This window comes from Thermocladium sp. ECH_B (genome assembly GCA_001516585.1).
Classification (GTDB): Archaea; Thermoproteota; Thermoprotei; order Thermoproteales; family Thermocladiaceae; genus Thermocladium.
In genome coordinates this window covers 1-23,873 of the sequence record LOBW01000021.1, presented here as the reverse complement: position 1 = coordinate 23,873, position 23,873 = coordinate 1, and the positions used below count along the sequence as shown (strand labels likewise).

Sequence of the window (23,873 nt, the reverse complement as noted above, 5' to 3'; positions counted from 1 at the left end):
ATTGAGTCACTGCAGCCACCGGAAGCAGCATATACTGGTACTTCGGCTACATACAACCATTCATAGCAGCAGCAACAGCAATAGGAGTACTAATAGGGGCTCAAGCGGGAACCCGAATATTGATGCGGATAACCAATAAGCAAATACGATGGGTTTTCGTGGCCATACTATCATACCTGGGGTTCAGGATGCTTCTACGCGGATTAGGTAGGGAAGGCTTAGTTCCCATTTCATCTATTGATAAGACCATAGTTTCCCTCCTCTTCTCCATTGTTATGATTTCATCGCTTTACTACCTAATGATGAGGCGCCCAATTTATGAGGATAATTTACTGAGCATATATGGGATTCAATACGCTAAGCGAAGCGAAGTCGAGGAGAAGTTCGAGAATATAACCAGTAACCTGCTTCGGCTCGGCATAGTGATTAGCATCCTAATAATGGGAATGGGCCTCGCCTTGGTATTAATGCACGGTGGCGGAATGGGGCATAAATTAATGGATATAGCCGATCCATCATCCAGCGTCAATACAGCCTCAATAAGCATAGGTATGATGCTCACCGGAATCAGGGAGGGTGATGGTGTTTCACTCATGTTGCTCGGCCTAATACTCTTGATATTAATGCCGATAGCCATGGTCGCCATCAATATGGTTAGGTTCATCATTGAGCGTGATAAGTGGTACACAGTGTTTGCAGCAGTGACCCTAATTAATCTCTTAATAGCGTTACTAATAGTGCCCAGCCTCATCCCTCACTGAGCGAATAAAGGACTCAATGCGTGTTGCGGCCACATGCAAGGATTGAGGGGTCAGCTGCACGGAGCCCGATCCCCCTCCCTGAATGATCGATGTTTCGCTAATTAAAGCAAGCGATGAATCTCGCCGTTTATGGCGGGGATAGGATGCAGGGGCTCCTCATTATGGGCATTATGTGGGGCTACAATAAAGGTATAATTCTCCAGGCCTCGAAGGGGCTCGTTAAAGGCAGCGAGGGGATCAATTATTCTCAAGCATGTATAACCCCATGATGAGATGCATGTGGAAAAGGCATATAGTTACGGCGCGTCTCTCGATAATCATGTTATTGGCCATCATCATTTCCTTAATGCTGTGCGGCTTAGCCGCTGGATTAATGGGCGCATTACTGGGTCTCGGCGGTGCAACCATATTGGTGCCCATACTGGTCATGTATGGGGTCCCCATGAATTACGCATCGGGTGTGGGCCTCTTCTCCGCATTAGCCACATCCTGCAGCGCCTGCAGCAAGCTTCTTAGGAGAAAAATGATTAATCAAAGGTATGCAATAGAGTTGTCGGCCGCATCGACATTGGGAGCAATATTGGGTTCAGTACTTTGTTACTACGTGCTTAGCAGTGGTCTTGAGTACGTGCTTCACCTAGTGTTTAGCGCCGTCATGTTCTCATCAATTTATCTCCTCATGAAGAGAAGCTCGCTTAATGCTTCAGCTCCTCCTCATCGCGGTCGTGAGGCTTTATCGTTTGGATTAATGATAATTGGAGGCCTATTATCCGGATTACTGGGCATTGGGGGCGGCCCCATTAACTTATTATCGCTCTACTGGGTGCTTGAATTACCGTTAAGCGTGGCTACAGCCACTAGTAACCTAATAGTGGGTGTAACCGCGGCCGCCAGTGGCTCGCTTTATTGGGTGTTTGGCTATATCCAGCCCTTCATAGCGTTTCTAGCGGCAACTGGAACATCGCTGGGAGCCCAGATTGGTTCCTCCTTATTGCCTAAGGTGAAGGGTTCAATAATAAAAATGCTTCTAATGGGAGTCTTCACGTACTTGGCAACTAGGATGCTGATAAGCGGCCTTAGGTTAAGCGGCTTCCTCCAGGTCACGCAATCACAGGAATATATGGCGTCAGTTGTGGTGGCTGCATTATTAATTTTGGTAATGATGCCAATAGTACGGAGAAACCTATGATTTTTCGCTCCTTGGACTAAGTTTCGCTCATTCTTTCCGTTCCGATGGATAAGTGTTTACCCGTGGCGTAACTCTCCCCATTAGTTAGAAATGCTCTGTCCAGAACTTGTATCCTAGCTTGCCTAACTCAGTCAATGCATTATCAAGGGCCTTGGCTTCTGGGGGCACTTCTATTACGAAGCTTACCTCGACGTAATTAGGCTTTATTTCTGGATTGAATCTCTCGTGGAATACATCTATTATATTTATGCCTAGTTCACCCATTTTTCCAGTCACTATTGATAGCGTTCCCGGCCTATCGGGTATTAGTCCCCTTATCTTCACTATCCTATTTGACTTAGCCAATGCCTTGTATATTATCTTGGTAAGCATGGGCATATCTATGTTGCCGCCGCTAACTACCGCCACCACATTGCCCTTTATGTTTACCTTGCCGCTCAATAATGCAGCCACGGCGGCTGCCCCGGCTCCCTCAGCTATTACCTTGGTGGCTTCCCCTATCACTAGTATAGCATTAACTATATCATTATCGCTGACCAGCACCACATCATCGACGNCCTCCCTCATTAAGTTAAATGTTAAGTCGCCTATTCGCTTGACCGCTATTCCCTCAGCTATTGTATCAACGCTTGCAACGCCCATTATCTTTCCCTCCTTAAGCGATAAGTAGGCGCTTGGAGCCCCCTCGCTCTGAACCCCTATTACCTTAACGCTCGGCTTCTTCTTCTTTATTACTGTCGCTATGCCTGAAATAAGGCCGCCGCCCCCTATTGGAACCACCACTGCATCGATTTCATCCAGATCCTCCAGTATTTCCCAGCCTATTGTTCCCTGCCCAGCCACTATGTATGGATCATTATATGCATGCACATATGTCGCTTTTAATTCCTTGGCTAATTCCATGGCCTTCGCCTCCGCCTCGGCGTACGACTCTCCATGCAGGATCACGTCGGCCCCATACTTCCTGGTTCTGCTTATCTTTATCCATGGAGTCATCACGGGCATAACTATCGTGGCCTTCATGCCGTAGAGGGATGCAACATAAGCAACGCCCTGCGCATGATTCCCAGCCGAAGCCGTTACCACGTGCTTAACCCCTTCCCTGCTCATCCTGGTTATTGCATTATATGCTCCTCTGGCCTTAAATGACCCCGTCTTTTGAAGGGCCTCCAGCTTAAGAAAGACTTGGCCGCCAGTTGCTCCCGATATTGTATCTGACTTCACAAGCGGCGTTCTATAGATTATCCTCTGCCTTTGGGCTGACTTTATCAATTCAAGCGCGTCCTGGGTTAATTTATACACGTCATCAACCATAGTCATGGATTAAGGCTCATCGGGTCACGTATATATCCTTTTCCGTATAATATGTAGATATACATAATTGCTTGCCCCCGCTCGCCTCATACTTATGGATGGAGGCATTTACATTAACAGACTAGTTTTCTGGCGGGATAATGAAGCAAGGATCCAGGCCTCGCTTTCCCATAGATGAAGAGGCTCAACGATATGGAAAACACAGCCCCATTAGGGCTGGAGAATTAATTGAAATGCGTTCCCCTAACATTGATGTTAATCGCCTAGCTACGTGCGGCTATGGCTGTTATCTCTATTAATGCGCCGCGCGGTAAGTTATTGACCTCCACAGTTGTGCGGGCCGGCTTATTCTCACCGAAGTACTTCGCATAANCCTCATTGAATTCATTGAACATGCCCAGATTCTTCAGAAATACGGTTACGTAAACAACGTTCCTCAGATCCATGCCTGCTGCCTTAAGTATGGCCTGTATATTCTCCATCACTCGCTGCGTCTGTTCCCTTATGCCCCCGCTCACTAATTCCCCAGTTACCGGATCGAGTGGAATTTGACCGCTAATAAACAAGAGACCGGATGCCTCGATTCCCTGCGAGTAAGGACCTATTGGTTTTGGAGCATTCTCCGTATATACTTGCCTCATAGGTAGAGGCTTCCCCAGGATTTTAAAATACTACCAATGTTTATAATGAACTACCCCTGCCCTTGCGGGCGGGAGTCTCTGGTGGCGGAGATGAACTATAAGTCCTTAATTAGTTATGTTATCCTTCATTTTTTCCTCGATTGGTCCAATTAATTCCACATAAACCTCATCCCCCTCATCAAACCCCTCCCTGTTCTCCGGCACTATTAATATGCCGTTTCCCTTAGTCAATGTAGATAAAACACCGCTTCCAGTCAATGCTAAGGGCTCCACGTATATATCGCTTCCATATCTAAATACCCTAACTCTTATGAATGACCTGGTATTTATGGGGGTTGCCACTCGCCTTACTAATCGCCCCTTAACAAGAGGCCTGGGCTCCCTCTTTGCCCCCATTAACTCAAGGAAAATGGGCTTGACCAATGCCTCCACCCCAGTTAATGCGGCAACTGGGAATCCGCTGAGCGAGAAGACGGGTTTACCCCTGATTACGGCCACGCTATTCGGCCTGCCCGGCCTAATTGATGTGCCGTGAACAAAGTACTCCGGCGATAATGATTGAATGGCCCTAATCGTTGCATCCGGCGCGCCAACGCTTGAGCCCCCCGTTAATATTATGGAATCAAACCTATCTATGTCGCTTAATATGCGTCGCCGTATCTCATCTTCGTTATCGGGCAGTATCCCTCTATAGGTGACCCCCATCCCCTCCTCCCCCAGGGAATCAGCCACAATGAACCTAGTGCTATTGATTATCGATCCCCTCCCGGCCCCGCTCATTGACTCTATATCGATCAATTCATTCCCAGTGGAGTAAAGCGCAATATTTAGATCAAAGACCTCAATGGCTTGGATCCCCATGGATGCAAGGATGGCCACGTGCCACGGCCTTATCCAAGTGCCTCGCCTTAAGACAACTTCCCCAGCGGCCACGTCCTCGCCCCGCCTAGATACGTTACCCATGGGAGCCACGGGCCTAAACACCTCCACGAATTCGCCCCTTAACCTTGAGTCCTCATACATGACCACTGCATCGGCCCCGCTGGGCAGGGGCGCCCCCGTAGACACCTCAACAGCCTCCCCCGGCTTCACTTCAATTGATGGATTATCACCGGCCATTACCGATCCAACCACCCTCAACAGTATTGGATTAGTATAGGAGGCTCCGAAAGTGTCCCTGCTCCTCACGGCGTATCCATCGACGGCCGATCTATCGAATGGCGGCACATCAATGCTTGACACCACATCCCGTGCAAGGAATCTATGTAGGCTCCTCCAAGTCTCAACAGTAACTATCCTGGGCAAGCCCCTTATCTTGCTTAAGGCCCCCCTCACCGCATCATCCACATTAATTAACTCCTTAAATCCCTCCCTCACGGCAAGTTGGTTTCCCCATACAATATAAAGATTCCACTATTGGGCGTGGAACCACCCCACGCGTGAGCAATGCACAATTATTTATAGTGGGCGCCCCCGCTCTACGCGGTAATGAGGATAGGAATAGCTGGTGCAGGACCAAGCGCGCTTTACTTGCTAAGGATGGTTAGGAATCACGATGTCGTGGTTTACGAGGAGGATTCTCGCCTTGGATTACCCAAGCACTGCACTGGTTTAGTCAGCATGAATGGCGCAACCGCATTAGGGATATATAGGAGGGACATAGTTATGGGCCGGTACTCGAGGGTCAGGGTGATCAATGGCGAGGACGGATCCACGGTCACATTTAACTTGCCGAGGCACTCCATAATAATGCTGGATAGGCCGTCCCTGGAGGAGNCGCTTTATGATGGTTCCGGCATAATTTTCAATGCTAGGGTCAAGGCCGTATCACCCCATGGAGACATAAATACCGCCTCCAGGGATGGGAGATTCGATGCAGTGGTAGTTGCGGAGGGCGCCAGGGCCCGCCTCTCCGGGATTTTTGGGATCAAATATGATTACTTATTCGGGATACAGGGCGACGGCAAGGCAGTTGGCGACGCCTTGCCATCATCCATTGATGAGATAATAGTGGTGTTTGATAGGAGGATAAGTTCATCCTACTTCTCATGGATTGTCCCCATAGATGGCGGCGAATATAGGGCCGGAGTAACGGATAGGATGGAGAGGATAGCTGGGTCCCTGGCATACTTCCGGAAAAGATTTGGAATAAGCTATAGAACAATGTTTGGGGGCAACGTCATGGTTTCCTCCAGGGGCGGTTCATTAATTGCAGGGAGGGCAGCGGCTATAGGGGACTCCACGGGCATGAATAAGGCATTAACCGGCGGAGGAATATTGACCGGGGTACTTAGTGCTAGGTTGCTTGGTTTCTCCCTTGACTTAGCGAATGATGTGGATACCGCATTTAGGGCGTATGTTGATGCCATGAACACAACGGTGGGAACTGCATTGAGGTTTTACTCATACTTATCCTCTCTCCTGTACTTAAGGAGCGGCATTCAACCCATACTTGATTTGCTTGATGAAGTTAATGGATTATCCATAAGCGTTGATGATTATGATAATCACGCAAAGGCAATTGCGTCGGTGCTAAGGTCGCGCCCATCCCTATTATTTGCCTTGCTGAGGATAGTGATTAACATGGATCTCGGCTCCCCCATTAATGCCGCTGAACTGCTTCTTGGTCGTCGAGCTACTTAAATAGTTAAGTTTTTAACCACATCATGAAGAGGCGCTCATGGCTATAACCACGGAGGCATCCCCCTCGGAGAGAAGAAGCGTCTTGCTTAATGCATTCCTAGGCTCATTCACCGCATCAATGAATATATCGATGCTGATAATAGCATTGCCAGCCATATTTAAGGGAATAAGCGTTTACCCATTANCCCCCCTCGGCTTCACATCGATGATTTGGCTAATAGTTTCCTATCCATTGGCGCTAGCCGTCGCCATTCCAATAAGCGGCCGCCTCTCCGATATGTATGGTAGGGGAAAATCATTCACAATAGGCTTCCTCGTATTCACGCTTAGTTCCCTACTGCTTGGATTAACGCAGGGAACCGGCGGCGTTGCCTCCATTGAGTTAATAGCGTTCAGGATAATTCAGGGAGTGGGAGGCAGTTTCATGTTCAGCAATAGCCCAGCATTGATAATGGATGTCTACCCACCCCGTGACCGTGGCTTCGCGTTGGNGGTAATCGGAATATCGTTCAGCGCGGGCTCGGTCATAGGCTTATTGATTGGCGGCGTGCTAGCCATTATTAATTGGAGACTAGTTTTCCTAATTAATGCAGTGATTGGGGTGATAGGGACTTATTGGGCATATAAGGTGNTCTATAGGTTATCCCCCGGCTCCGGCATAGTTAAGGTAGATTGGCAGGGGGCACTGCTTCTCGCTGCTTCCCTGGTAGCCATACTGATTGCGCTGAATCTAGGCATGCTTCCCTATAATAATCAACCCCTTGGCTGGGGGGATCCATGGGTCTGGGCCCTGCTTGCCCTAGGCGGTATTCTACTCATTGCGTTAGTACAAGTGGAGCGGCGCGTCGATGAACCCATGCTGAGGCTTGATTTATTCAGGATAAGGCAATTCACGTTCGGCGTTGCCAGCGCGTTCTTCCTATTCCTTGCCCAGGGAGCCAATATATTCGTCCTATCAATACTGCTGCAGGCGCTATACTTGCCCATGCATGGCATTCCATATAGCGAGACGCCCCTTCTTGCCGGCATATACCTAATACCGAATAGCATCGCGAATGCCATATTTGCTCCAATAGGCGGTCGCCTCGTTAATAGGCTAGGCGCTAGATTGGTGTCCACAATGGGTGCCCTAATCGCTGGGCTCAGCTTCGAATTATTGGGGCTTCTCCCAATTGATTTTAGTTATGGATTATTCGCCGTAATTCTATTCATAATGGGAATGGGGTTCGGCCTATTCATGTCCCCTAATCAAGTATCCATATTAACTCCCGTTCCACCAAAGGATCGCTCGGCCGCGTCAGGCATGAGGGCCAGCCTACAGAATGTCGGTTCCTTGACCAGCATAGTTATATTTCTGTCGCTAATAATAGTTGGAACATACGCCGCATTGCCTAAGGTACTTGCCGCCTCACTGATTAGCGCTGGTTTGCCGATCAGCACTGCCGCTGCGCTTAGCAGCATACCGCCAGCCATAGCATTATTCGCAGCCTTCCTTGGATATGATCCCATAAGCACGTTGGTGAACATAACTCATGCATCAATTCCTCAATCCCTTCTCCCAATCCTCACTAAGCCCAGTTTCTTCCCCACGGCAATAGCTCCAGCCATGATAGGCGGCTTCCATTACGCGTATCACGTGGCCGCGGCGATGGCGATAATGGCGGCAATATTATCCGCGCTGCGGGGAAGGGAGCGGCTCGCCTAATAATTAATGCAGGTAAGCAACTATATCCATCAAGGAACTCAGTTTAATATTTGGAAGGGGGGACTCCTCTCGGCTCCTAATTAGTGCGGTCTCCATTCCAGCCGTAATTGCTCCACGTATATCGCTGCCAACCCTATCCCCCACGAATAGGCACTCCTCTGGATCCACGTGAAGCAAGCTAGCCGCTAACAGGAACGGCGCCGGATGCGGCTTTACCTCGGGAGTATCATCGCCGGCAACCACTATCAAGTCAAAATAGTGAAGTATTCCGCTTGCCTCCATTCTTGCCCTCTTAAATCCATTAACGCCATCTGTATTAGCTATAATGCCTAACCTAAGCGGCTTAAGCATTTGCAGGGCGGGTTCGGTGTCCGGATATGCCTTGCTCAGCTTGGTCCAGGTTCCCCAATAAATCCTCAATAAATTAAGCGCCTCCCCCCTCTCAAGCGATAATCCAAGCCTATTATATAGGCTCAAGAACCACTTCCTCCTATCAAAAATTGCTCGGCGCTCCATTTCGCGCTCAATGATTTCNAATAAAGCAATAGCCTCGCCGCTGGGTATGCCATGAATTGATTGAATTGCCGCCGCCACCGCCTCAATTGCTCCTCTTCGCCCATTATCGACATCCATCAATGTATCATCGAAATCAAACAATACCGCCTTGATTCTCACGCCACCACACCAATGGATCCCTTATTAAAAGCTGTCGAGGAGGACCTGGATTAGCCTTACTTGATTATGACATCATTGCTTGAGCCAATTATCAACTTGCTTACCCTTGACCCATTAAATATTCCCACCTCGACAACGCCCGGTATTGCCTTTAATTCCGCTTCCTTATCGATATCGATGCTGTCGATGGGGTACGAATAATCCAGGAGGTAATTGCCGTTATCCGTGATGACCGGCCCCCTCTTATCGTTCCCCACCCTTAACCTAGCTTCCCCGCCAAACCTCCTCTCTATTGTTCGCTTAACCATTAACCAAGCGAATGGTAATACCTCTATTGGAATTGGCCGCCCACCCGGTATTGCCGGAACAAGTTTGCTCTCATCTATTATTACTATGAAGGATGCCGCCCCATAGTCGATGATCTTTTCCCGAGTTAATGCCCCACCCCCGCCTTTTATCAAGTTTTTATTTGGGTCCACGGCATCGGCTCCATCTATTGCAACATCTATCTCATCCACTTGCCATGGCTGCCTCACCATTCTTCCCAATCCAAGCCTCACCGCATTCACCTCGACCTCGCTTGAGGTGGGAACTATCTCAATTGATAATTCTCCTCTCCTCACCCTCTCCGCCAGCATTTCAAGAAATACTTGAGCAGTGCTTCCAGTGCCGGCCCCCACCACGTCCCCGTTACTTACGTAACTCAACGCCGCTGCAGCAGCCTTCTCCTTGCTATTCATGTATGTTCCCCGTCATTGGTCGACCTATGCCCACGTAAATCACGTTCGGGGGCGGGTTCCTCCAGTCCCGAATTATGTGCCTAGAATCAACCACTGCCACCCTGGAATTTACTTTGCCTATATCCATGAGGCTCAGCCTAGCATATTCACTGTGGTCGGTTAGTATCGCTATCACGTCGGCCCTCAACGATGCCTCCAGGTCCCTGGTTAACGGTATGTTCCAATCCCTCAATGTGCGGTCCTCCACCACGTATGGATCGTGAACAATCAGGTTCCTGTATCCATTATTTAGCAGGTGCTTAATGACGTCATACGAGGGGCTTAGCCTAGTGTCGTCCACGTCGCCCCTAAATGCCAACCCAAGCACGGATATTCTTGGATTCGTTGCCTTAATTATGCCTGCTGCCTCCCTTATTAGGTCGAATACATGCTTAGCGGCCATGACGTTTATCTGTCTTCCCAGAGACGTTAAGTCTAATTGAACGCCGATGCGTTTAGCGGTATACATGAGGAACTGCGGATAAATTGGTATGCAGGAACCGCCCACCCCAGGACCAGGCTTATGCAAGTGTGAGTAGGGTTGGCTATTTGCTGCTTCCCTAACCTCATCGAAATCTATGCCCAAGCTCCTGCAGAGCCTAGCCACTTCATTAGCTAACGCGATATTTACATCCCTATAGACGCCCTCCACTAGTTTCTCGGTCTCAGCCACTGTGGGTGAACTAACTATCATCACTCCCTTCTTCGCTATGACTCCATAAAGCGCCTTTGCGGCCTTGGTGCTTCTTGGCCCGATTCCCCCAATTACCTTAGGGTATCGCTCCTCTATGTCTTGAATAGCCCTTCCCACATATATTCGCTCAGGTGAGTATACTAGTCCAAAATCATCCTCAGCCACTAATCCACTGACGCGCTCTAGTATGGGCTTAGCCACCTCTATGGTGGTTCTGGGGGGAACCGATGACTCTATTATAACTAGGTCCCCCCTCTTGAGGCCCTTGCCTATGCTCTCCATTGCGGAGGAAAAAGCGTCAAAACGTGGTTCTCCATCATTCATGTATATGGGAACAGTCACTATCTTCACTTGGCTACTGGCGGAGGCCTCCTCCCCGCTCATTGTGTATGTCAATTTCTTAGCCAGCCTCCTCAGCTCAGCCTCAACAGTTGAATCGCTTAACCTAAAAGTGCATGACTTAAATGCGGCGACTTTACTTGAGTCAGCATCAACCCCAATCACTTTGGCTCCCGCCCTTGCCCATACTGCCGCTATCGCCGTGCCAACGTATCCCATTCCATATACGGCCACCACTAATTCCCCCTCCCTCAATAGCCTCGCTAATTCATTCTCATCGGCATCCAATAGATTAACCATGCGGGAATCAGGGAAGCGCGATTATTAAACTTACCCAGCCATACGCCTCTAATTAATTAAACTTTGTGATGAGGAAGGGGAGCAAAAATTTTTATAGACATAGGTGACGGTTGTTTCGGTGAATTAAGTGGAGTACGTATATGCAACGCTGTTGCTTCACTATGCCAAGCAACCAATAAACGAGGAGAACATAGTTAAGGTTCTTCAGGCTGCTGGGGTATCCGCCGATGAAATAAAGGTGAAGGCCTTAGTGGCNGCAATAAAGGATGTTAACATCGATGAGGCAATAAAAACGGCTGCATTCGCTCCAGCAGCGCCAGCCGCTGCACCAGCTGCCCAGCCTCAAGCAGCATCAGCGGCGGGCGCAGAGAAGAAGGAGGAGAAGGCCGAGAAGAAGGAGGAGAAATCAGAGGAGGAAACAATCGGCGGCCTCGCTAGCCTCTTCGGTTAATATAACAGCAATTATCATTTAATAAAATAATTTTTGATGGCGTTATTTGCTTCACTCCTTTAATAATTTATTCCACGGTATTTTCCTACCGCACTTAGGGCAGTACTCCCAATCCTCCTCTATGGGTGATCCACAGTACGGGCAGACGTAATGCTTTTCCTTTGATTCCGCCCCGCCATCCCCGCCCGCTTGTTGATTGGGTTCCTCGACCCCCGCCTCCTGCGGCTTCTCAATCGTCTCTACGGATACTTGTTGGAAGTATTTGGATAGGATTTTGCTCCATAATTCCTTAGGCGACTTAGTGTATAGCCTTATCCTTTGGTATGGGAGCTGCATGCCTCTCCTCTTCTGGTTCTGCGGCTTTGATTCCAGCTCTATTTCTATGAATCTTCTCTTCTCGTTTATGAGTATGCGTTTAACGGCGAGGGGGGTCTTCATTATGTAGGACCCATCCAGTATAAATGCATCCCTATAGAATACAACGCCCTTGCTGGGTATCATCGGTAGATTACCCATGGGGTTGGCTGCTTGGCCCGCAAACGGAAGCTTAAGGGCCCTCGATAATGCGTAGAACACGAGGAACCAAACGCCGAAGAGAACTAGGTAGCCTAGGAAGTAGGATAGGAAGTCCTGATAAAAGACGGTCATTCCGACAGCGTACCTGGCTATTAATGCCGTTATAAATCTATTAACGACTGTGGATAAGAGGGTTGGGTAAATGAATATGATCACCAATAACAGCGCTAGGAGTATGAACATGTTCTTGAACATTCCCTTAGACATTTGGGAGTACTCTTTCTGAAGCTCGGCGTCGCGCTCCATTGCTTTCCGTATCTCGTCAGGATCAAGCTTCCCCAGAGCCGATTGTCGCTTATACTTCTCTATCTCAACCGAGTTAGATTTATATGACTTATAGCTCATCGCGATCATTATCCCGAACACTATAACCAAGTAACCCACGAATACCCCTATTGAGAGCCAACTATTATGGGCGACTTGCCCCCATGCGGCGGCGGCAGCGAACGCTATAGGCGCCACTACCCAGAACAAGTACTTAACGGGTCCAGACTGCATTGCCATTGACATATAATCAACTCCCTATAATGATGAAATAATAAACTTTTCCTAAACGTACTAGAACCATTACTGCCCAGAATCGGGCGGCTCAGCAATCTCCGGCTTTTTGGGATGCCGCAGATAGTTGCTGAAATAGGAATAAGGCTTTTGATTGCCTAAACATTATTTGGGTATGGGTTGGGAATCATATATTACCATATTAACGTTTATATAGGCTTAGCGGTTCGATAAGTAATGGAGATGGAAGTCCATTGGGACGAAAAGCTTTACCCCATTAGGGTTTGGGGTGGGGATAAGTGATTCCAAGCATTGCATGGTTATTCATTGCTTGGTTTCTAATGATTGGTGTTCTTTATCCATTCAGAAATAGGTTCAAGCTGCTCAAGATATATTATGGGCTCGCCGTGATGGTGCGGGGAGAAAATGTTCACCAAGTAATAGAGCCAGTTGCTAAGGCAATTTCGCGGGTGCCATCCTGGATTCTGGAGGTGTTGGTGATCGGTGTATTTCTATCCTCAATGCTATACTTAGTTCCAGCTCCGCTTCAGATAGTTGGGGTACCCGGCTTCTCGTTCCCCTCGTTCTTCAGGATATTGGGCAATAATGTATATGCAATACTAACGGTTAAATCATCGTCGCCGACAACATTGGTCACGCATAAATTCGTCCCTCTAGCCCCGCTGATACCGGGTGTCACGGTTGATCTATATGTATTCCTCTACGTTTTGATAGCCATAGGCATAGGCATATTGGTTCATGAATTCAGCCACGGCGCATTGGCTATCAGGTTCGGTTCTCGAGTCAAGTCCGGTGGAGCTTTTCTCTCCTTATTTCTCCTTTATGGCGGGTTCGTGGAGCTCGATGAGAACGACATGAAGCAGAGGCTCTCCTTAATTCAATTATTGACAGTGTACGGCGGTGGGGTATTCGCAAATCTCTTGCTGGCTTACTTAGCAGTTGGCTTACTTTATCTAGTTAATGCTCCAGGCATAATAAATGCCTTAGGTGGGGTAATTATAACCGGCGTGTTGAAGGGGTACCCCGCCTATCAATCGGGGATAATTAATGGAAGCGTCCTCCTATATGCTAACGGTACTGCAATTCAATCAACATATTCGCTCCTATACTTATTGGAGGGAGCTAGGCCTGGCGAGCACTTGATTTTAACGACGCTAGCTAATGGCGTGATCACCAATCACGTGGTCACATTGGCAAGCAACCCCAATGATCCGGGCTTTCCCTTTATTGGGGTAATGCTTCAAAACAGGGACTTCTATAATTTCCTTTACTGGTTCTGGACGCTTAATGTTACCCTGGTTCTCCTGAATTCTCTTCCCGCTCTTCCACTTGATGGTGGTCAATTCGTTTATGCGATCTTGGCTCGAGTTATGGGCGAGAAGAAGGCTATGAGGGTCACGGAGGGGCTCAGCGTGGTTGTGTGGGGCCTAATAATACTCACGATATATGTCAGCATAGCCACTGGTCTATGGCAACTCGTTGCGCCTTGAACCCTCATGTAGTCTATATAAAGATGGTTAGGGGATGGAAAACCCCATCCTTTAGGGCGGAGAGATGGCCTAACTAATGCTTCTAATAATAAAGTTTAAATTAGAGGCATAGAATGCTTAGGTTAATGCAGAATTCCTTTAGCGATAATATTAAGGGTTACATAGATGGATTGCTGGATAATGTTAGTGATATTGAGTTGGTGGGATTAGCGACTGCGAATGGTTTTCCCATAGCGGTTAAGAGTCGTGGGCCAGCCGCTATTGATAATAGAATGTTAAGCGCATTCATTGCGTCGATAATAAATGACGTATCGAGGAGCCTCAAGGCAGCTAACATGAGTGCTGATGTTGAGGCATTAACCATAATTACATCTAGTTCCCAGATCCTATTAAGGAGAAAGGGCGATCTAATAATAGTGATTAAGGCATCGCCCGATGCAGACACGAATCTCCTCCTCTACTTAATAAATCAAGATCCATTCTAGTAAGTCACTGATGATTTTTAAAATAAAAACTTGAAGTTGATTTTAATTATGGACTTAATAGATGCATTACTTGACTAGCCTCAGATCTATTCCCTTAGTTTCTGGTCCCATTGCCGCAGCTATTCCGTATAATATTCCTGCTAATATTAAGAAGAACGCGGCAGTGAACCAGATGTTTGTTCCTTCAATGGACTTAAATACGCTGTATAATGGAATGGAATATAGGGGCATCCACGCGGTCAGGAAGAGTCCAGAGCTATAACCAAACCCGACTCCGCTGGCTCGTCTAACTGTGCCGAAGCGCTCGGATAAGTAGACTGGAACGAGGCCCCATGGCCACTGAGTGAACCAACCAGCGAACAGTGAACCCAAGTAAAGCAATGCAATATTCTTGGTTGCCGCGCCTAGATACCATATGTAGAATGATGGAACAGCCATTACTACAGAAACCACTGCGCTAATGATGAATGCCCTTTTCCTCCCTATGAAGTCGGAGGAGAAGCCCCAGAGCGTTGCGGCTATTGCAGCGAAGATTCCGGAGATAGCGTAGAAGTACGATGCACTTCCTTCCCCTAACCCGGCCCCAGTCAATATACCTGTTGCGTAGTCGAAGAGGGAGTATGAGCTGAAGAATAGTCCAGTCATCAAGATAAATACTTGTAGGAATGTCCATAGGGTTGGGGGCTTGAAGAGGCTTAGGAATGGAACCTTCTCTAACTCCTTCTTCTCCTTTGCTTCCGTAAATATTGGGGAATCCTTCATCTTGAACCTAATGATTAATGCAACGACGGCCGGTATTAAGCCTGTTAGGAATACGTACCGCCAACCATAGGCCTTCATCGCCGGTATCCCAAGTGTAGCCACGAATAGGGAAACCACGAAGCCGCCGAGGGCCACGCCCCATGAGAATGCCCCCTGCGCTATGCCGCTTGCTAGACCCCTCCACTTGGTGGGCGCGTACTCTATAGCGAATGGATGCCCAGCGGCGTACTCTCCTCCTATGAATGTTCCCTGCACGAATCTGAGAACTAGGAATATTATGAATGCAGCTATGCCTATTTCGGCATATGTTGGGAGCGCCGCNGTTAATGCACTTAATATTGAGAACCCGGTTATGGTGATCATCAGCGTATCTCTGCGTCCCCATTTATCGCCTAGGTTGCCGAATATTGCGCTGCCCAGCGGTCTTCCTATTAGGGTGAAGGCGTATCCGAAGAGCGTATAGTAGTACTTCAGTATGCCGCTTAGGCTTGGCGGCAATAATACGCCAGCAAGTATAGTGGTCATTGCTGTTACGAATAGTAGATCATACGCATCCAGCATGAAGCCGAAGAATTGGCTGATTAATGCTTCCTTTGCTTCCCGCGTCCATTTCTCTTNGTATATGGATGCATCCATTGATTTTTAATAATTAATATATATAAAAATTATGGCTCAATATGTTTACAGATGTAATTTATTCTATTAGTGAAATAAATTATGTTGATATTCATTGATCAATCTATTGCTTAATGTAAATAAAAATTATATTAATATCAATTGTTTCTTTTACTATTAGAAATATAAAAAATCAGCATTCTTATGATAGAAATGTTCACTGACTATTTATATTTATAATTAAATACCTTTCTTGCTTAATACTAATTATTGTTATTATTTATAAAGTTGTTTTTATTTCATCTAAGATAAATAGCTTTTCCCCAAGTAATTCCAGACGTATCGGTAAATTTATTTAAGTTCCTTAAAATCGCTACCTGTGTCGTCGCCTCTCAGCGGCATTACAGTGCTAGAAATAGCTAGCGCAGTGGCCGGTCCATTCGCCTCAATGATGCTTGCCGATCTCGGCGCAGAAGTAATAAAGGTTGAGCCCATTAATGGGGATCACGCGAGGTCATGGGGTCCCCCCTTTTATGCGGATAATTATAGCGCGTATTTCGCAAGCATTAATAGGGGCAAGAAATCCATTGCGATCAATCTAGGGACAAGGGAGGGCATTGATATTGCTAGAAAACTGGTATCGAGAAGCGATGTAATTATCGAGGCAATGAGGCCTGGAGCCGCCGATAAGCTAGGCATAGGTTACGTGGATTCAGCTAGACTTAATCCAGGGATAATTTATTGCTCAATTTCAGGCTTTGGTCAATGGGGCCCATACAGGAATGAACCTGGTTACGATATAATCGCGCTGGCCATGAGTGGCTTAATGGATTTAACGGGGGAGCCTAATGGCGAGCCCGTTAAGTTTGGAGTGCCCATAATAGATATAGTCACATCAATGTACTGTGTCACATCGATATTGGCCGCATTAAGGATGAGGGAAAAGAATGGTAAAGGCACATATATAGACCTATCCCTAATGGATTCCGCGCTATCCATCCTGACTCACCAAGCATCTCAGTATCTAGCCGGCGGCGAGGTTCCACGCAGAATGGGAAGCGCCCATCCAACCATTGTTCCATACCAAGCATTCAAGGGAAGCGATGATAAGTACTTCATAGTGGCTGTGGGGAACGATAAATTATGGGAATCATTCTGCAAGGCAATTGGCCGCGAGGATCTGCTTCTCAATCCATTATATAGAACCAATCCAGATAGGGTCAGAAACAGGGAGGCATTGATTGAGGAGTTAAGAGCAACTTTCAATAAGTCCCCGTCCAATCATTGGATTAAATTACTTAAGGAGGCCGGCGTTCCAGTCTCCCCAATACTTAACGTCAAGGAGGCAGTGGAGAGCGATCATGCCAAGCAGAGGGGCGCAGTCCTCAGCTTGGCTCACCCCAGGATTGGGGCGATTAAGGTAATGAGTAATCCAATTAAAAGCAATAATATGAAGGTTATCACTGATATCCCTCCCCCAATGCTGGGCGAACATACGCAAGAGGTATTATCATGGTTAGGCTACTCCAACGAGGAGATAACCGACCTACTAAGAAGAGGCATAGCGANGTCCCTGGCCTCCTCCCCGCCTTGAGGAGCGAGGTTCTTCACTCCTTGAATCCCCTCTTTTATAATCGGTAAGTAATTATGGCTCCTTTAAGGCTTGGATTGCATTCAGGAATGGGTCTCCATAATACCATAGAGGGAACGAGCAGTGAATAGTTACAAGGGGCAAGTAATCAGAGAGGGAATTCGGGACAGGGGATAGTGCTTATCGTTTTTAGTGAATAATTTAAAATTATTGGGTAGGCCTTGGCTTTAATGACAAAATGGCTCCAGGATACCTCTGTGTATTTCAAGGGCAATGTAGGTGTAATGATGGTATCCTGGTTAATATATGCCGTAGGTTCATCCATAACCGTTCCTTACCTCTCGATCTATATGAAGATGCTTGGCGCTGATTCGGAGATTATAGGCATTATTTACTCCCTTGGCATGCTCTCCCAATTGATAACTATAATCCCCGGGGGCCTTTTAACGGATACGATAGGGCGGCGTCGCTCAATACTAATAGGTACTTGGGGAGTGGCTGGCACAACTCTTCTCTATGTTTTGGCTCCTAATTGGGAATCGCTCCTCGCGATATATATCATTAATTCAGCTATTGGATTTTACCAACCGGCCCTCATGGCTACGATATTGGACTCGCTTCCATCAAGCAAAAGAGCCAGTGGCGTGATGTTGGTCTCCGTGCTTCCTCAATTACCTACATTGATACTGCCGCCCCTTGGTGGTGCATTGATAAATAGGTATGGTTTGCTCGGCATCAGATTTGCATACTTAATATCAACCATTATGGCCATAATTGTGGCGGTTATACGTCACAAGACCCTTGTGGAGACCCTTAACGAGACGCGGAGCAANTTATCCCTACGGGAATTGCTTGCTTCATATGATTTGCGTTCATCCATATTGAGGCTACACGCGAGGGCTAGATTCCTCTTGGTGATAATGCTCATCGCCTCGGCCACAACCGTTTCAGCCAACACATTAGTGCCTATTTATGCTATTTATAAATTGAATTTAAACACGGTGGCTTGGGGAACCATTGTGGCTGCGGCCAATGCCGCCTACATTATCGTGGGAGTGGTGACGGCTTTATATATAGATAAGATGCGGCATTCCCTCCTAATTATTGGCTCCACAACGATAGCGGTTGCCAATGTGTTTGGATTATTGCCTCTAGGGGGAATCGCAATAGCGGTCTACCTAATAATTATACAAATCGGCGCTCAGGTGGTGTCCACATCGATTCAAAGCGATATGGGGGACTACGTAGATGCAAGGGGCAGGGGCAATGCCATTAGCCTCCTCATAATTTTTCAATTAATAGGCCAATCCCTGGGAAGCTATATTGCAGGCATAACGTATAGGCTGAATCCATTAAACATATTCATGATACCCCTCATTATTATGATTGCAACAACAATAGCGATTTGGTTTATAATTCATAAGCGGCATTAAACCTTATTGCGGGTCAAACTCCTCGCCAATTAAGGCGAGGCGCATTGCAAAAAAAGATCGGAAGCCTCGCCCTTTTGGGAGGAGGTCAGTTTCCTTGTTTTCGCTCCTTTGAATTACCGGGTAGAGATAGCCTGGACTTAGCGTAGTATTGCAGTGGATTCCTTGTTCCGCATCCTAAATTTGTTGGGCATAGCCCCAACGTATTCATTTCTTGGCATGAGGGTGGTAGATACTTATTTCTACCCCCCTTAAGGCCGGATATGTGCTCCACTTGGTACCTAGTTATCTTCTCACTGAAGTCGGCAACTGTTTTAAAGTCGTTTATGATTCGCTCAACTGCGTCCTCTATTTCTAATCCATCATAATCCGTCAAGGCATTTATCATGAATGCAGCGTAGGCGAATCTAGCCATGTGGCTCGGATTCCCGCCGCTCCTCATTTCTTTCATAATGCTCTCTATGCAGGGAGGATAGCGAGTGGTTACCTTAACATTAACTGGTTCATACTTTATGTTGACTCTCTCCTGTAAGTTGCCTAACCTATCCTTAACAGGCTCTATTATTCTCGCGAATAACTCCTTTTCCTTATTGAATGAGCTTATCAGATTAATCACTTGCTTCTCCACGGACTCCTCAACTAGCCTAACTAGGTCCAGCCGATTTACTAGGACATATCCCCGTATTAATGGACGCGATCCCAGCGACCAGTAAGGATCATTGCGGGGCATTGCCTTTAAGTAGTCCCAAACATTGACGCTGGACTCAAATAACCTAGCAATTTGGCCTCCGGCCACGCGACCAGATGGCTCTATCCTCATGCCGAATTCCCGAGCCACGTATGCTATGCATGCTGGGTCCTCCTTCGCTAAATTCCTGGAGAACAACTTGCTCTCGGCATCTGCAATGCGTCTCCACAGCCTTGAATTAAGGTGGGCAGCCATGGCCATGGCTAAGAAATGAATGAGAACTACATTAATGGAATCGCCAAATAATGGCGTCCTCGCCTTCTCCCCCCTATTCACGAGGTCCTCGAGGAAATCCATTGCCTTGATCACTAGATCCTTATTCTCAGGCTTAGCTAGATCATCTAATCTAATTCCAGCCCTATCCACTCTACGCTTCGCTTCGTTGGTGAATGGATACTTAAGTATGAAGGCATCCATGTCNCTGGAGAGGCATGCAGGTACACCCACGTGCAGCAAATAAGTCCAGCAAATATAAAAATATTGCAATGAAATAATTAATATGACAGGGCGTCTCGTCTCTTTAGGCCCCGAAGGGTTCGCGCTGAGGTCCCGATAATTCATCTAATGCGGGAGGCCCAAATAATATGCGGTGCACTTATTGAGGTGATGCTATAATTAATGGCCATTGAATTAATGTATTGCTTGGCGGTTCACGTGTTCATTTCCATTATNGTGAGCCTCCGCCCATCTTGTGCGGGCAATATGAATGTTAACTTGTATGGATCCCCAAAGAATATGGCCGATACATCATCGCCTAGGTGTATTTCCCCATCTATTCCATGCACTGCGCAGCTCTCGCAATTCTTAATGATAGACATGACTGACCTAATGGAGCTCGATGCTTCCCCTCCCTTCCTTTTTATCGATACATACATCGCGAAGTGATCCTCATGCGCATGGACATTCACGGAGGCGCCAACCTCTTTCTCGATTTCCTTGCCTAACTCATTCATCTCATTAGTTACTCGCTGAATCAAGTCGCTGCTCTGCTCCTCCTCATCCGTGGGGGCCACAGCTATATTCATCAGCACCTCCAGATCATCGTTCTGCCCAATCCTCTTAAGTTCCTCCCCTAATTTTCTCCATTCCTCAAGTCCAAGCCGTATTTGCTTTATGTCAAACATTGAATTCATCACATGAAATGGGTTTTTAAAGCTATTCACGACGAAATAAACAATCCAAAGATTTCGCTCATTTATGCTTCTTTGATGTTATAAATTATAGGATTTATTGCAGAGCCCCAATTCTCTTAGGAGGTCCCTCTCCTCTACGTCGCCTCTAGGCGATTTTTCCCTGAATATTTGGGCCTCATATAGGTATATCTCTATATTATCCTCTATCCAGCAATCAGGAGATAGCGAGGCTTTAATGCATGCCTCGCTCAGGAATGTCATGGAGTCCCAACAATACTCGACGGGGNCCTGCGGCAAAAGGAGTCCCCCGCCGAAGCCGTGTTGAATCACTATTCCATGCCTCCCAACCTCTATATGGTTCGATAGATCCCGTGGATCCATTTTAATTCTCTCCAATGGACTTAATATGCTGACCTCAAAGGTCACTTTACTCAACTCTTCTTGGGTGAGCGGCATGAATCTTGGATCATCAAAGGCAGCCGCTAGCGCGCTGGATATAGTGGCCTTGGCGGTATTCACATTGCCTCGGGGATACCCGATGCATCCTCTTAATNCCCGCTTCTCATTCTCCATGGTCTCAATAGTTGTGAATACGCCGTAATTATCCTGGATCAATTTTGGAGGAGCATCATTCGGCACATTAATTATCCTCCTTGATTTAACATACTCCTCCACGGCTAATCTAGCCAACCTAACTAAGTACTCCCCCTCCTCCACGCTATATGGCTTAAACATGGTATGTAAATAAAGCGGGGCTTAATATGCCTTCACGCAATTAACTGGTTGATTTATATTAGTGATGTTTTTGTTTTTCTGATGCCCATCGTGGGGTTTAGGTTTAGAGCATACACCGACTAATGTTGAGGGCGTTAAAGGCCCAGTTGAGGTTGCGTGAGAGGCGTGCAACGCCCTACGATGGGCAAGGCGGGGTGGGGAANCGGGAAGCCCCTTAAGGGTGGGGTAGCTCACAGGGATAAGTATTTCTCTTCATCTATTTCGCTTAATACATTGTTTCTTTGTTGTTCGGTTCTCCATTTTTGCAGCCATCTATATACCGTGGAGTGCTGGCGACCCGCCAGCAACATGTCTATAGCGTTTCTAGCTGCCTCGGCGTTCTCGAATCTGCCTATTATGTATATTGATGAGCCTTTTATGTTTATTTTTGTTTCCGTTAATTCCTCTATGTTTCTCTTGGCTTTGCCGTTCTCCCCTATTATGAGTCCCTTAAGCCTAGCCACCCTGCCCGGCTTGTCCTTATTGACGTAATCAGTGATGTTGATTTCCTCCATTAGGTAATCCTTATCATCCAGCACCAATGCATCCTCTATTGGGAAGCCTGCATTTATTGCCTCTATTATTCGCTTAGATGATATCACGTCATCCAATGTAGCGCCTTCCTGCGGTATTATGGTAGCCTTGCCCTCCTCCTGTCTTATGGATACCCTATGCGNTTCATATAGTATTCTCTCGGCTTCCCTTGGCAATGGCTCATCAATAACCACGGATATGCCTCCCCTTAAGTAATCGCTTATCATGACATGAATTAAGTCACTGTATTTTAATACCTTTTGGAAATGATTGGAATGACATATCGCAGCCTCAACTCAATTATCCCGTTGAGGCGTTTTTGACGCGGTTCTTCGATGGACATGGCGATGCAATAGAGNTAAATATGGGTTCTCATTATTATCAATTAACGATGAGGGCTCTATTCATTGAAGTGATAAGGACATTGGTGTACTTGGAGGGCTTTTACTATGAGGCCGCTTATGAGTTAAGCCATGGCTTTGGGGTGAAGGATAAGGCCGGTCTGGCTACTGCTTTCGAAAAGGAGTGGGAAGCTGCATATAGTGGGGCCGTGGGGAGCGGGACGTTTAGGTCTCTCAGGTACTTGGCGCGGAATGTAGTCGCCTCATTATCTAGGAAATTCTCCATGAGTATTAGTCCACCTGAATTGGATTATTGGGGCAATGCAGTGATCAATGCATTAATTGATTCCTCTAGGCTATATGATGATGTGAATGATGCGCTTACGTCATTATCGAATAAGGCCCTTGACCTCTATGTTTTAACTAATNTGGATAACGACATTGCAAAGAAGATATTGCTTAAGCATGACATATTAAGGTTCTTCAGGGGCGTGATAAGCTCCGACTTAACTAGAATAGGTAAGCCCAGCATCAAGATATTCAACGTAGCCATAAATAAGGCCGGCGTAAATAAGGAGGAGGCATNAATAGTCAGCGGATTAACGGAGGACATAATTGGAAGCAAGTTAAGTCAAATAAGGATGGCATTCGTGAATAGGGATAACATCACGCCAACGCCCCAGCCCGATTATGTGGTAAAGGATCTAAACGAGCNCCTGAGCATTATATAGCTGCATCGAGGCATGGGATCATTGTGGCATTATTTTTATTCTCTATTATCTTNTTGTTTTTATGGTTGATGCGTACCAATTAGCGATAGCCACGATTTCTGTGGCCACTCAGTTATTCGCAGTCATAGATCCCATAGGCGCGGTGCCCCTTCTATTTAATGTGCCGGATTACGAGAGGAGAATAACTAAGATAAGTAGGTTAATAGGGGTGGCGGTGCCTGTTATATTATTGGTGTTTGCATTAGTGGGGCCCTATATTTTTTCAATCTTCGGCATCAATATAAATGACTTCAAGATAGCGGGCGGCATAATATTACTCATAGTAGCAATAGATATATTGAGGGGCGGAACATCCAGCACTGTCCCAATAAATCCGGATGATTATATATTGGTTCCAATAGTTACTCCCCTCCTCGTGGGTCCCGGCGCCATAACCTCCGCGATAATATACATGACTTACTACCCAATCGCTGCAGTTATTATTGGAATAATCGTTTCCTCCTTCTTCACTTACCTGACTGTTAGGTACTCCCTGCTGCTCGTGAGGGTAATGGGTCAAAGCATGTTGAAAATGATAGGCAGATTCTTCAGCTTAATAATAGCATCTTGGGCAGTTCAATTAATAATAGAGGGAATCACTCACTTTGTTTAGC

Annotated in this window: 23 protein-coding genes; 11 read left to right on the top strand and 12 right to left on the bottom strand. The window is 46.9% G+C overall.

All coding sequences use genetic code 11. From position 1 onward, the window contains the following. The first annotated feature begins 122 nt into the window (after positions 1-122). Positions 123-761, top strand: a complete 639-nt coding sequence (locus tag AT710_04140) for a hypothetical protein (protein KUO92268.1) — start codon at positions 123-125, stop codon at positions 759-761. A 268-nt stretch (positions 762-1,029) separates the two neighbouring features. Next, positions 1,030-1,950: a hypothetical protein gene (locus AT710_04135; GenBank protein ID KUO92267.1), complete on the top strand. Its 921-nt coding sequence runs from the start codon at positions 1,030-1,032 to the stop codon at positions 1,948-1,950. 84 nt (positions 1,951-2,034) lie between these two features. Here the strand turns inward: AT710_04135 and AT710_04130 are convergent, their stop codons facing one another. From AT710_04130 to AT710_04120, 3 genes are all read right to left on the bottom strand, one after another. After that, the gene (locus AT710_04130; protein ID KUO92266.1) at positions 2,035-3,270 is read right to left on the bottom strand and encodes a threonine dehydratase; all 1,236 of its coding nucleotides are present in this window, start codon (positions 3,268-3,270) and stop codon (positions 2,035-2,037) included. Between the two features lie 257 nt (positions 3,271-3,527). Next, positions 3,528-3,905, bottom strand: a complete 378-nt coding sequence (locus tag AT710_04125; GenBank protein ID KUO92265.1) for a hypothetical protein — start codon at positions 3,903-3,905, stop codon at positions 3,528-3,530. A gap of 105 nt (positions 3,906-4,010) precedes the next feature. Further along, positions 4,011-5,282, bottom strand: coding sequence for a molybdenum cofactor biosynthesis protein MoaA (locus tag AT710_04120; protein KUO92264.1), 1,272 nt, complete (start codon positions 5,280-5,282; stop codon positions 4,011-4,013). A gap of 111 nt (positions 5,283-5,393) precedes the next feature. On the opposite strand from AT710_04120, the gene AT710_04115 reads away from it, so the two are divergent. Together AT710_04115 and AT710_04110 are read left to right on the top strand one after the other, a co-directional pair. Continuing rightward, the gene (locus tag AT710_04115) at positions 5,394-6,548 is read left to right on the top strand and encodes a hypothetical protein (GenBank protein KUO92263.1); all 1,155 of its coding nucleotides are present in this window, start codon (positions 5,394-5,396) and stop codon (positions 6,546-6,548) included. 37 nt (positions 6,549-6,585) lie between these two features. Further along, positions 6,586-8,253, top strand: coding sequence for an MFS transporter (locus AT710_04110; GenBank protein KUO92262.1), 1,668 nt, complete (start codon positions 6,586-6,588; stop codon positions 8,251-8,253). A 3-nt stretch (positions 8,254-8,256) separates the two neighbouring features. Here AT710_04110 and AT710_04105 read toward each other — a convergent pair whose 3' ends face one another. From AT710_04105 to AT710_04095, 3 genes are read right to left on the bottom strand one after another with little or no spacing between them, the layout of a single operon-like run. After that, positions 8,257-8,928: a hypothetical protein gene (locus tag AT710_04105; GenBank protein ID KUO92261.1), complete on the bottom strand. Its 672-nt coding sequence runs from the start codon at positions 8,926-8,928 to the stop codon at positions 8,257-8,259. Positions 8,929-8,984: 56 nt separating this feature from the next. Beyond that, positions 8,985-9,668 (bottom strand): ribose-5-phosphate isomerase, encoded by a 684-nt coding sequence (locus AT710_04100; GenBank protein KUO92260.1) that lies wholly within the window; start codon positions 9,666-9,668, stop codon positions 8,985-8,987. Next, positions 9,661-11,040 (bottom strand): UDP-N-acetyl-D-mannosaminuronic acid dehydrogenase, encoded by a 1,380-nt coding sequence (locus tag AT710_04095; GenBank protein KUO92259.1) that lies wholly within the window; start codon positions 11,038-11,040, stop codon positions 9,661-9,663. Before AT710_04095 ends, AT710_04100 begins: the two co-directional genes overlap by 8 nt. 127 nt (positions 11,041-11,167) lie before the next feature. Between AT710_04095 and rpl12p the strand changes: the two genes are divergently transcribed. Further along, on the top strand, positions 11,168-11,491 hold the full coding sequence (gene rpl12p, locus AT710_04090; protein ID KUO92258.1) for a 50S ribosomal protein P1: 324 nt from the start codon (positions 11,168-11,170) through the stop codon (positions 11,489-11,491). A 51-nt stretch (positions 11,492-11,542) separates the two neighbouring features. Here rpl12p and AT710_04085 read toward each other — a convergent pair whose 3' ends face one another. Next, positions 11,543-12,577: a hypothetical protein gene (locus AT710_04085; GenBank protein ID KUO92257.1), complete on the bottom strand. Its 1,035-nt coding sequence runs from the start codon at positions 12,575-12,577 to the stop codon at positions 11,543-11,545. Between the two features lie 287 nt (positions 12,578-12,864). On the opposite strand from AT710_04085, the gene AT710_04080 reads away from it, so the two are divergent. Both AT710_04080 and AT710_04075 read left to right on the top strand, forming a co-directional pair. Beyond that, positions 12,865-14,076, top strand: a complete 1,212-nt coding sequence (locus tag AT710_04080; protein ID KUO92256.1) for a hypothetical protein — start codon at positions 12,865-12,867, stop codon at positions 14,074-14,076. A 125-nt stretch (positions 14,077-14,201) separates the two neighbouring features. After that, positions 14,202-14,561, top strand: coding sequence for a hypothetical protein (locus tag AT710_04075; GenBank protein ID KUO92255.1), 360 nt, complete (start codon positions 14,202-14,204; stop codon positions 14,559-14,561). A gap of 66 nt (positions 14,562-14,627) precedes the next feature. Here the strand turns inward: AT710_04075 and AT710_04070 are convergent, their stop codons facing one another. Then, entirely contained in the window at positions 14,628-15,959 is a 1,332-nt protein-coding gene (locus AT710_04070) for a transporter (GenBank protein KUO92254.1), read from the bottom strand. 358 nt (positions 15,960-16,317) lie between these two features. Between AT710_04070 and AT710_04065 the strand changes: the two genes are divergently transcribed. Both AT710_04065 and AT710_04060 read left to right on the top strand, forming a co-directional pair. Next, entirely contained in the window at positions 16,318-17,532 is a 1,215-nt protein-coding gene (locus tag AT710_04065; protein KUO92253.1) for a formyl-CoA transferase, read from the top strand. Positions 17,533-17,759: 227 nt separating this feature from the next. Then, positions 17,760-18,962, top strand: a complete 1,203-nt coding sequence (locus AT710_04060) for a hypothetical protein (protein KUO92252.1) — start codon at positions 17,760-17,762, stop codon at positions 18,960-18,962. An 85-nt stretch (positions 18,963-19,047) separates the two neighbouring features. Here AT710_04060 and AT710_04055 read toward each other — a convergent pair whose 3' ends face one another. The 4 genes from AT710_04055 to AT710_04040 form a co-directional block, all read right to left on the bottom strand. After that, entirely contained in the window at positions 19,048-20,154 is a 1,107-nt protein-coding gene (locus AT710_04055; protein ID KUO92251.1) for a hypothetical protein, read from the bottom strand. Between the two features lie 203 nt (positions 20,155-20,357). After that, positions 20,358-20,831, bottom strand: coding sequence for a hypothetical protein (locus AT710_04050; protein ID KUO92250.1), 474 nt, complete (start codon positions 20,829-20,831; stop codon positions 20,358-20,360). A gap of 87 nt (positions 20,832-20,918) precedes the next feature. Next, positions 20,919-21,575 (bottom strand): hypothetical protein, encoded by a 657-nt coding sequence (locus AT710_04045; GenBank protein ID KUO92249.1) that lies wholly within the window; start codon positions 21,573-21,575, stop codon positions 20,919-20,921. Positions 21,576-21,805: 230 nt separating this feature from the next. Beyond that, positions 21,806-22,375: a hypothetical protein gene (locus AT710_04040; GenBank protein KUO92248.1), complete on the bottom strand. Its 570-nt coding sequence runs from the start codon at positions 22,373-22,375 to the stop codon at positions 21,806-21,808. 164 nt (positions 22,376-22,539) lie between these two features. Here AT710_04040 and AT710_04035 point away from each other — a divergent pair, with 164 nt between their 5' ends. Together AT710_04035 and AT710_04030 are read left to right on the top strand one after the other, a co-directional pair. Beyond that, positions 22,540-23,220 (top strand): hypothetical protein, encoded by a 681-nt coding sequence (locus AT710_04035; GenBank protein ID KUO92247.1) that lies wholly within the window; start codon positions 22,540-22,542, stop codon positions 23,218-23,220. Positions 23,221-23,281: 61 nt separating this feature from the next. Further along, entirely contained in the window at positions 23,282-23,872 is a 591-nt protein-coding gene (locus AT710_04030) for an antibiotic resistance protein MarC (GenBank protein ID KUO92246.1), read from the top strand. Position 23,873 lies beyond the last annotated feature (1 nt).

What these genes read in the sequence shown, in the direction of transcription:
- AT710_04085 (KUO92257.1), bottom strand. Translation starts at nt 12,577, where the DNA reads ATGTCAATGGCAATGCAGTCTGGACCCGTTAAGTACTTGTTCTGGGTA.
- AT710_04100 (KUO92260.1), bottom strand. Translation starts at nt 9,668, where the DNA reads ATGAATAGCAAGGAGAAGGCTGCTGCAGCGGCGTTGAGTTACGTAAGT.
- AT710_04140 (KUO92268.1), top strand. Translation starts at nt 123, where the DNA reads ATGCGGATAACCAATAAGCAAATACGATGGGTTTTCGTGGCCATACTA.
- AT710_04030 (KUO92246.1), top strand. Translation starts at nt 23,282, where the DNA reads ATGGTTGATGCGTACCAATTAGCGATAGCCACGATTTCTGTGGCCACT.
- AT710_04075 (KUO92255.1), top strand. Translation starts at nt 14,202, where the DNA reads ATGCAGAATTCCTTTAGCGATAATATTAAGGGTTACATAGATGGATTG.
- AT710_04095 (KUO92259.1), bottom strand. Translation starts at nt 11,040, where the DNA reads ATGGTTAATCTATTGGATGCCGATGAGAATGAATTAGCGAGGCTATTG.
- AT710_04135 (KUO92267.1), top strand. Translation starts at nt 1,030, where the DNA reads ATGAGATGCATGTGGAAAAGGCATATAGTTACGGCGCGTCTCTCGATA.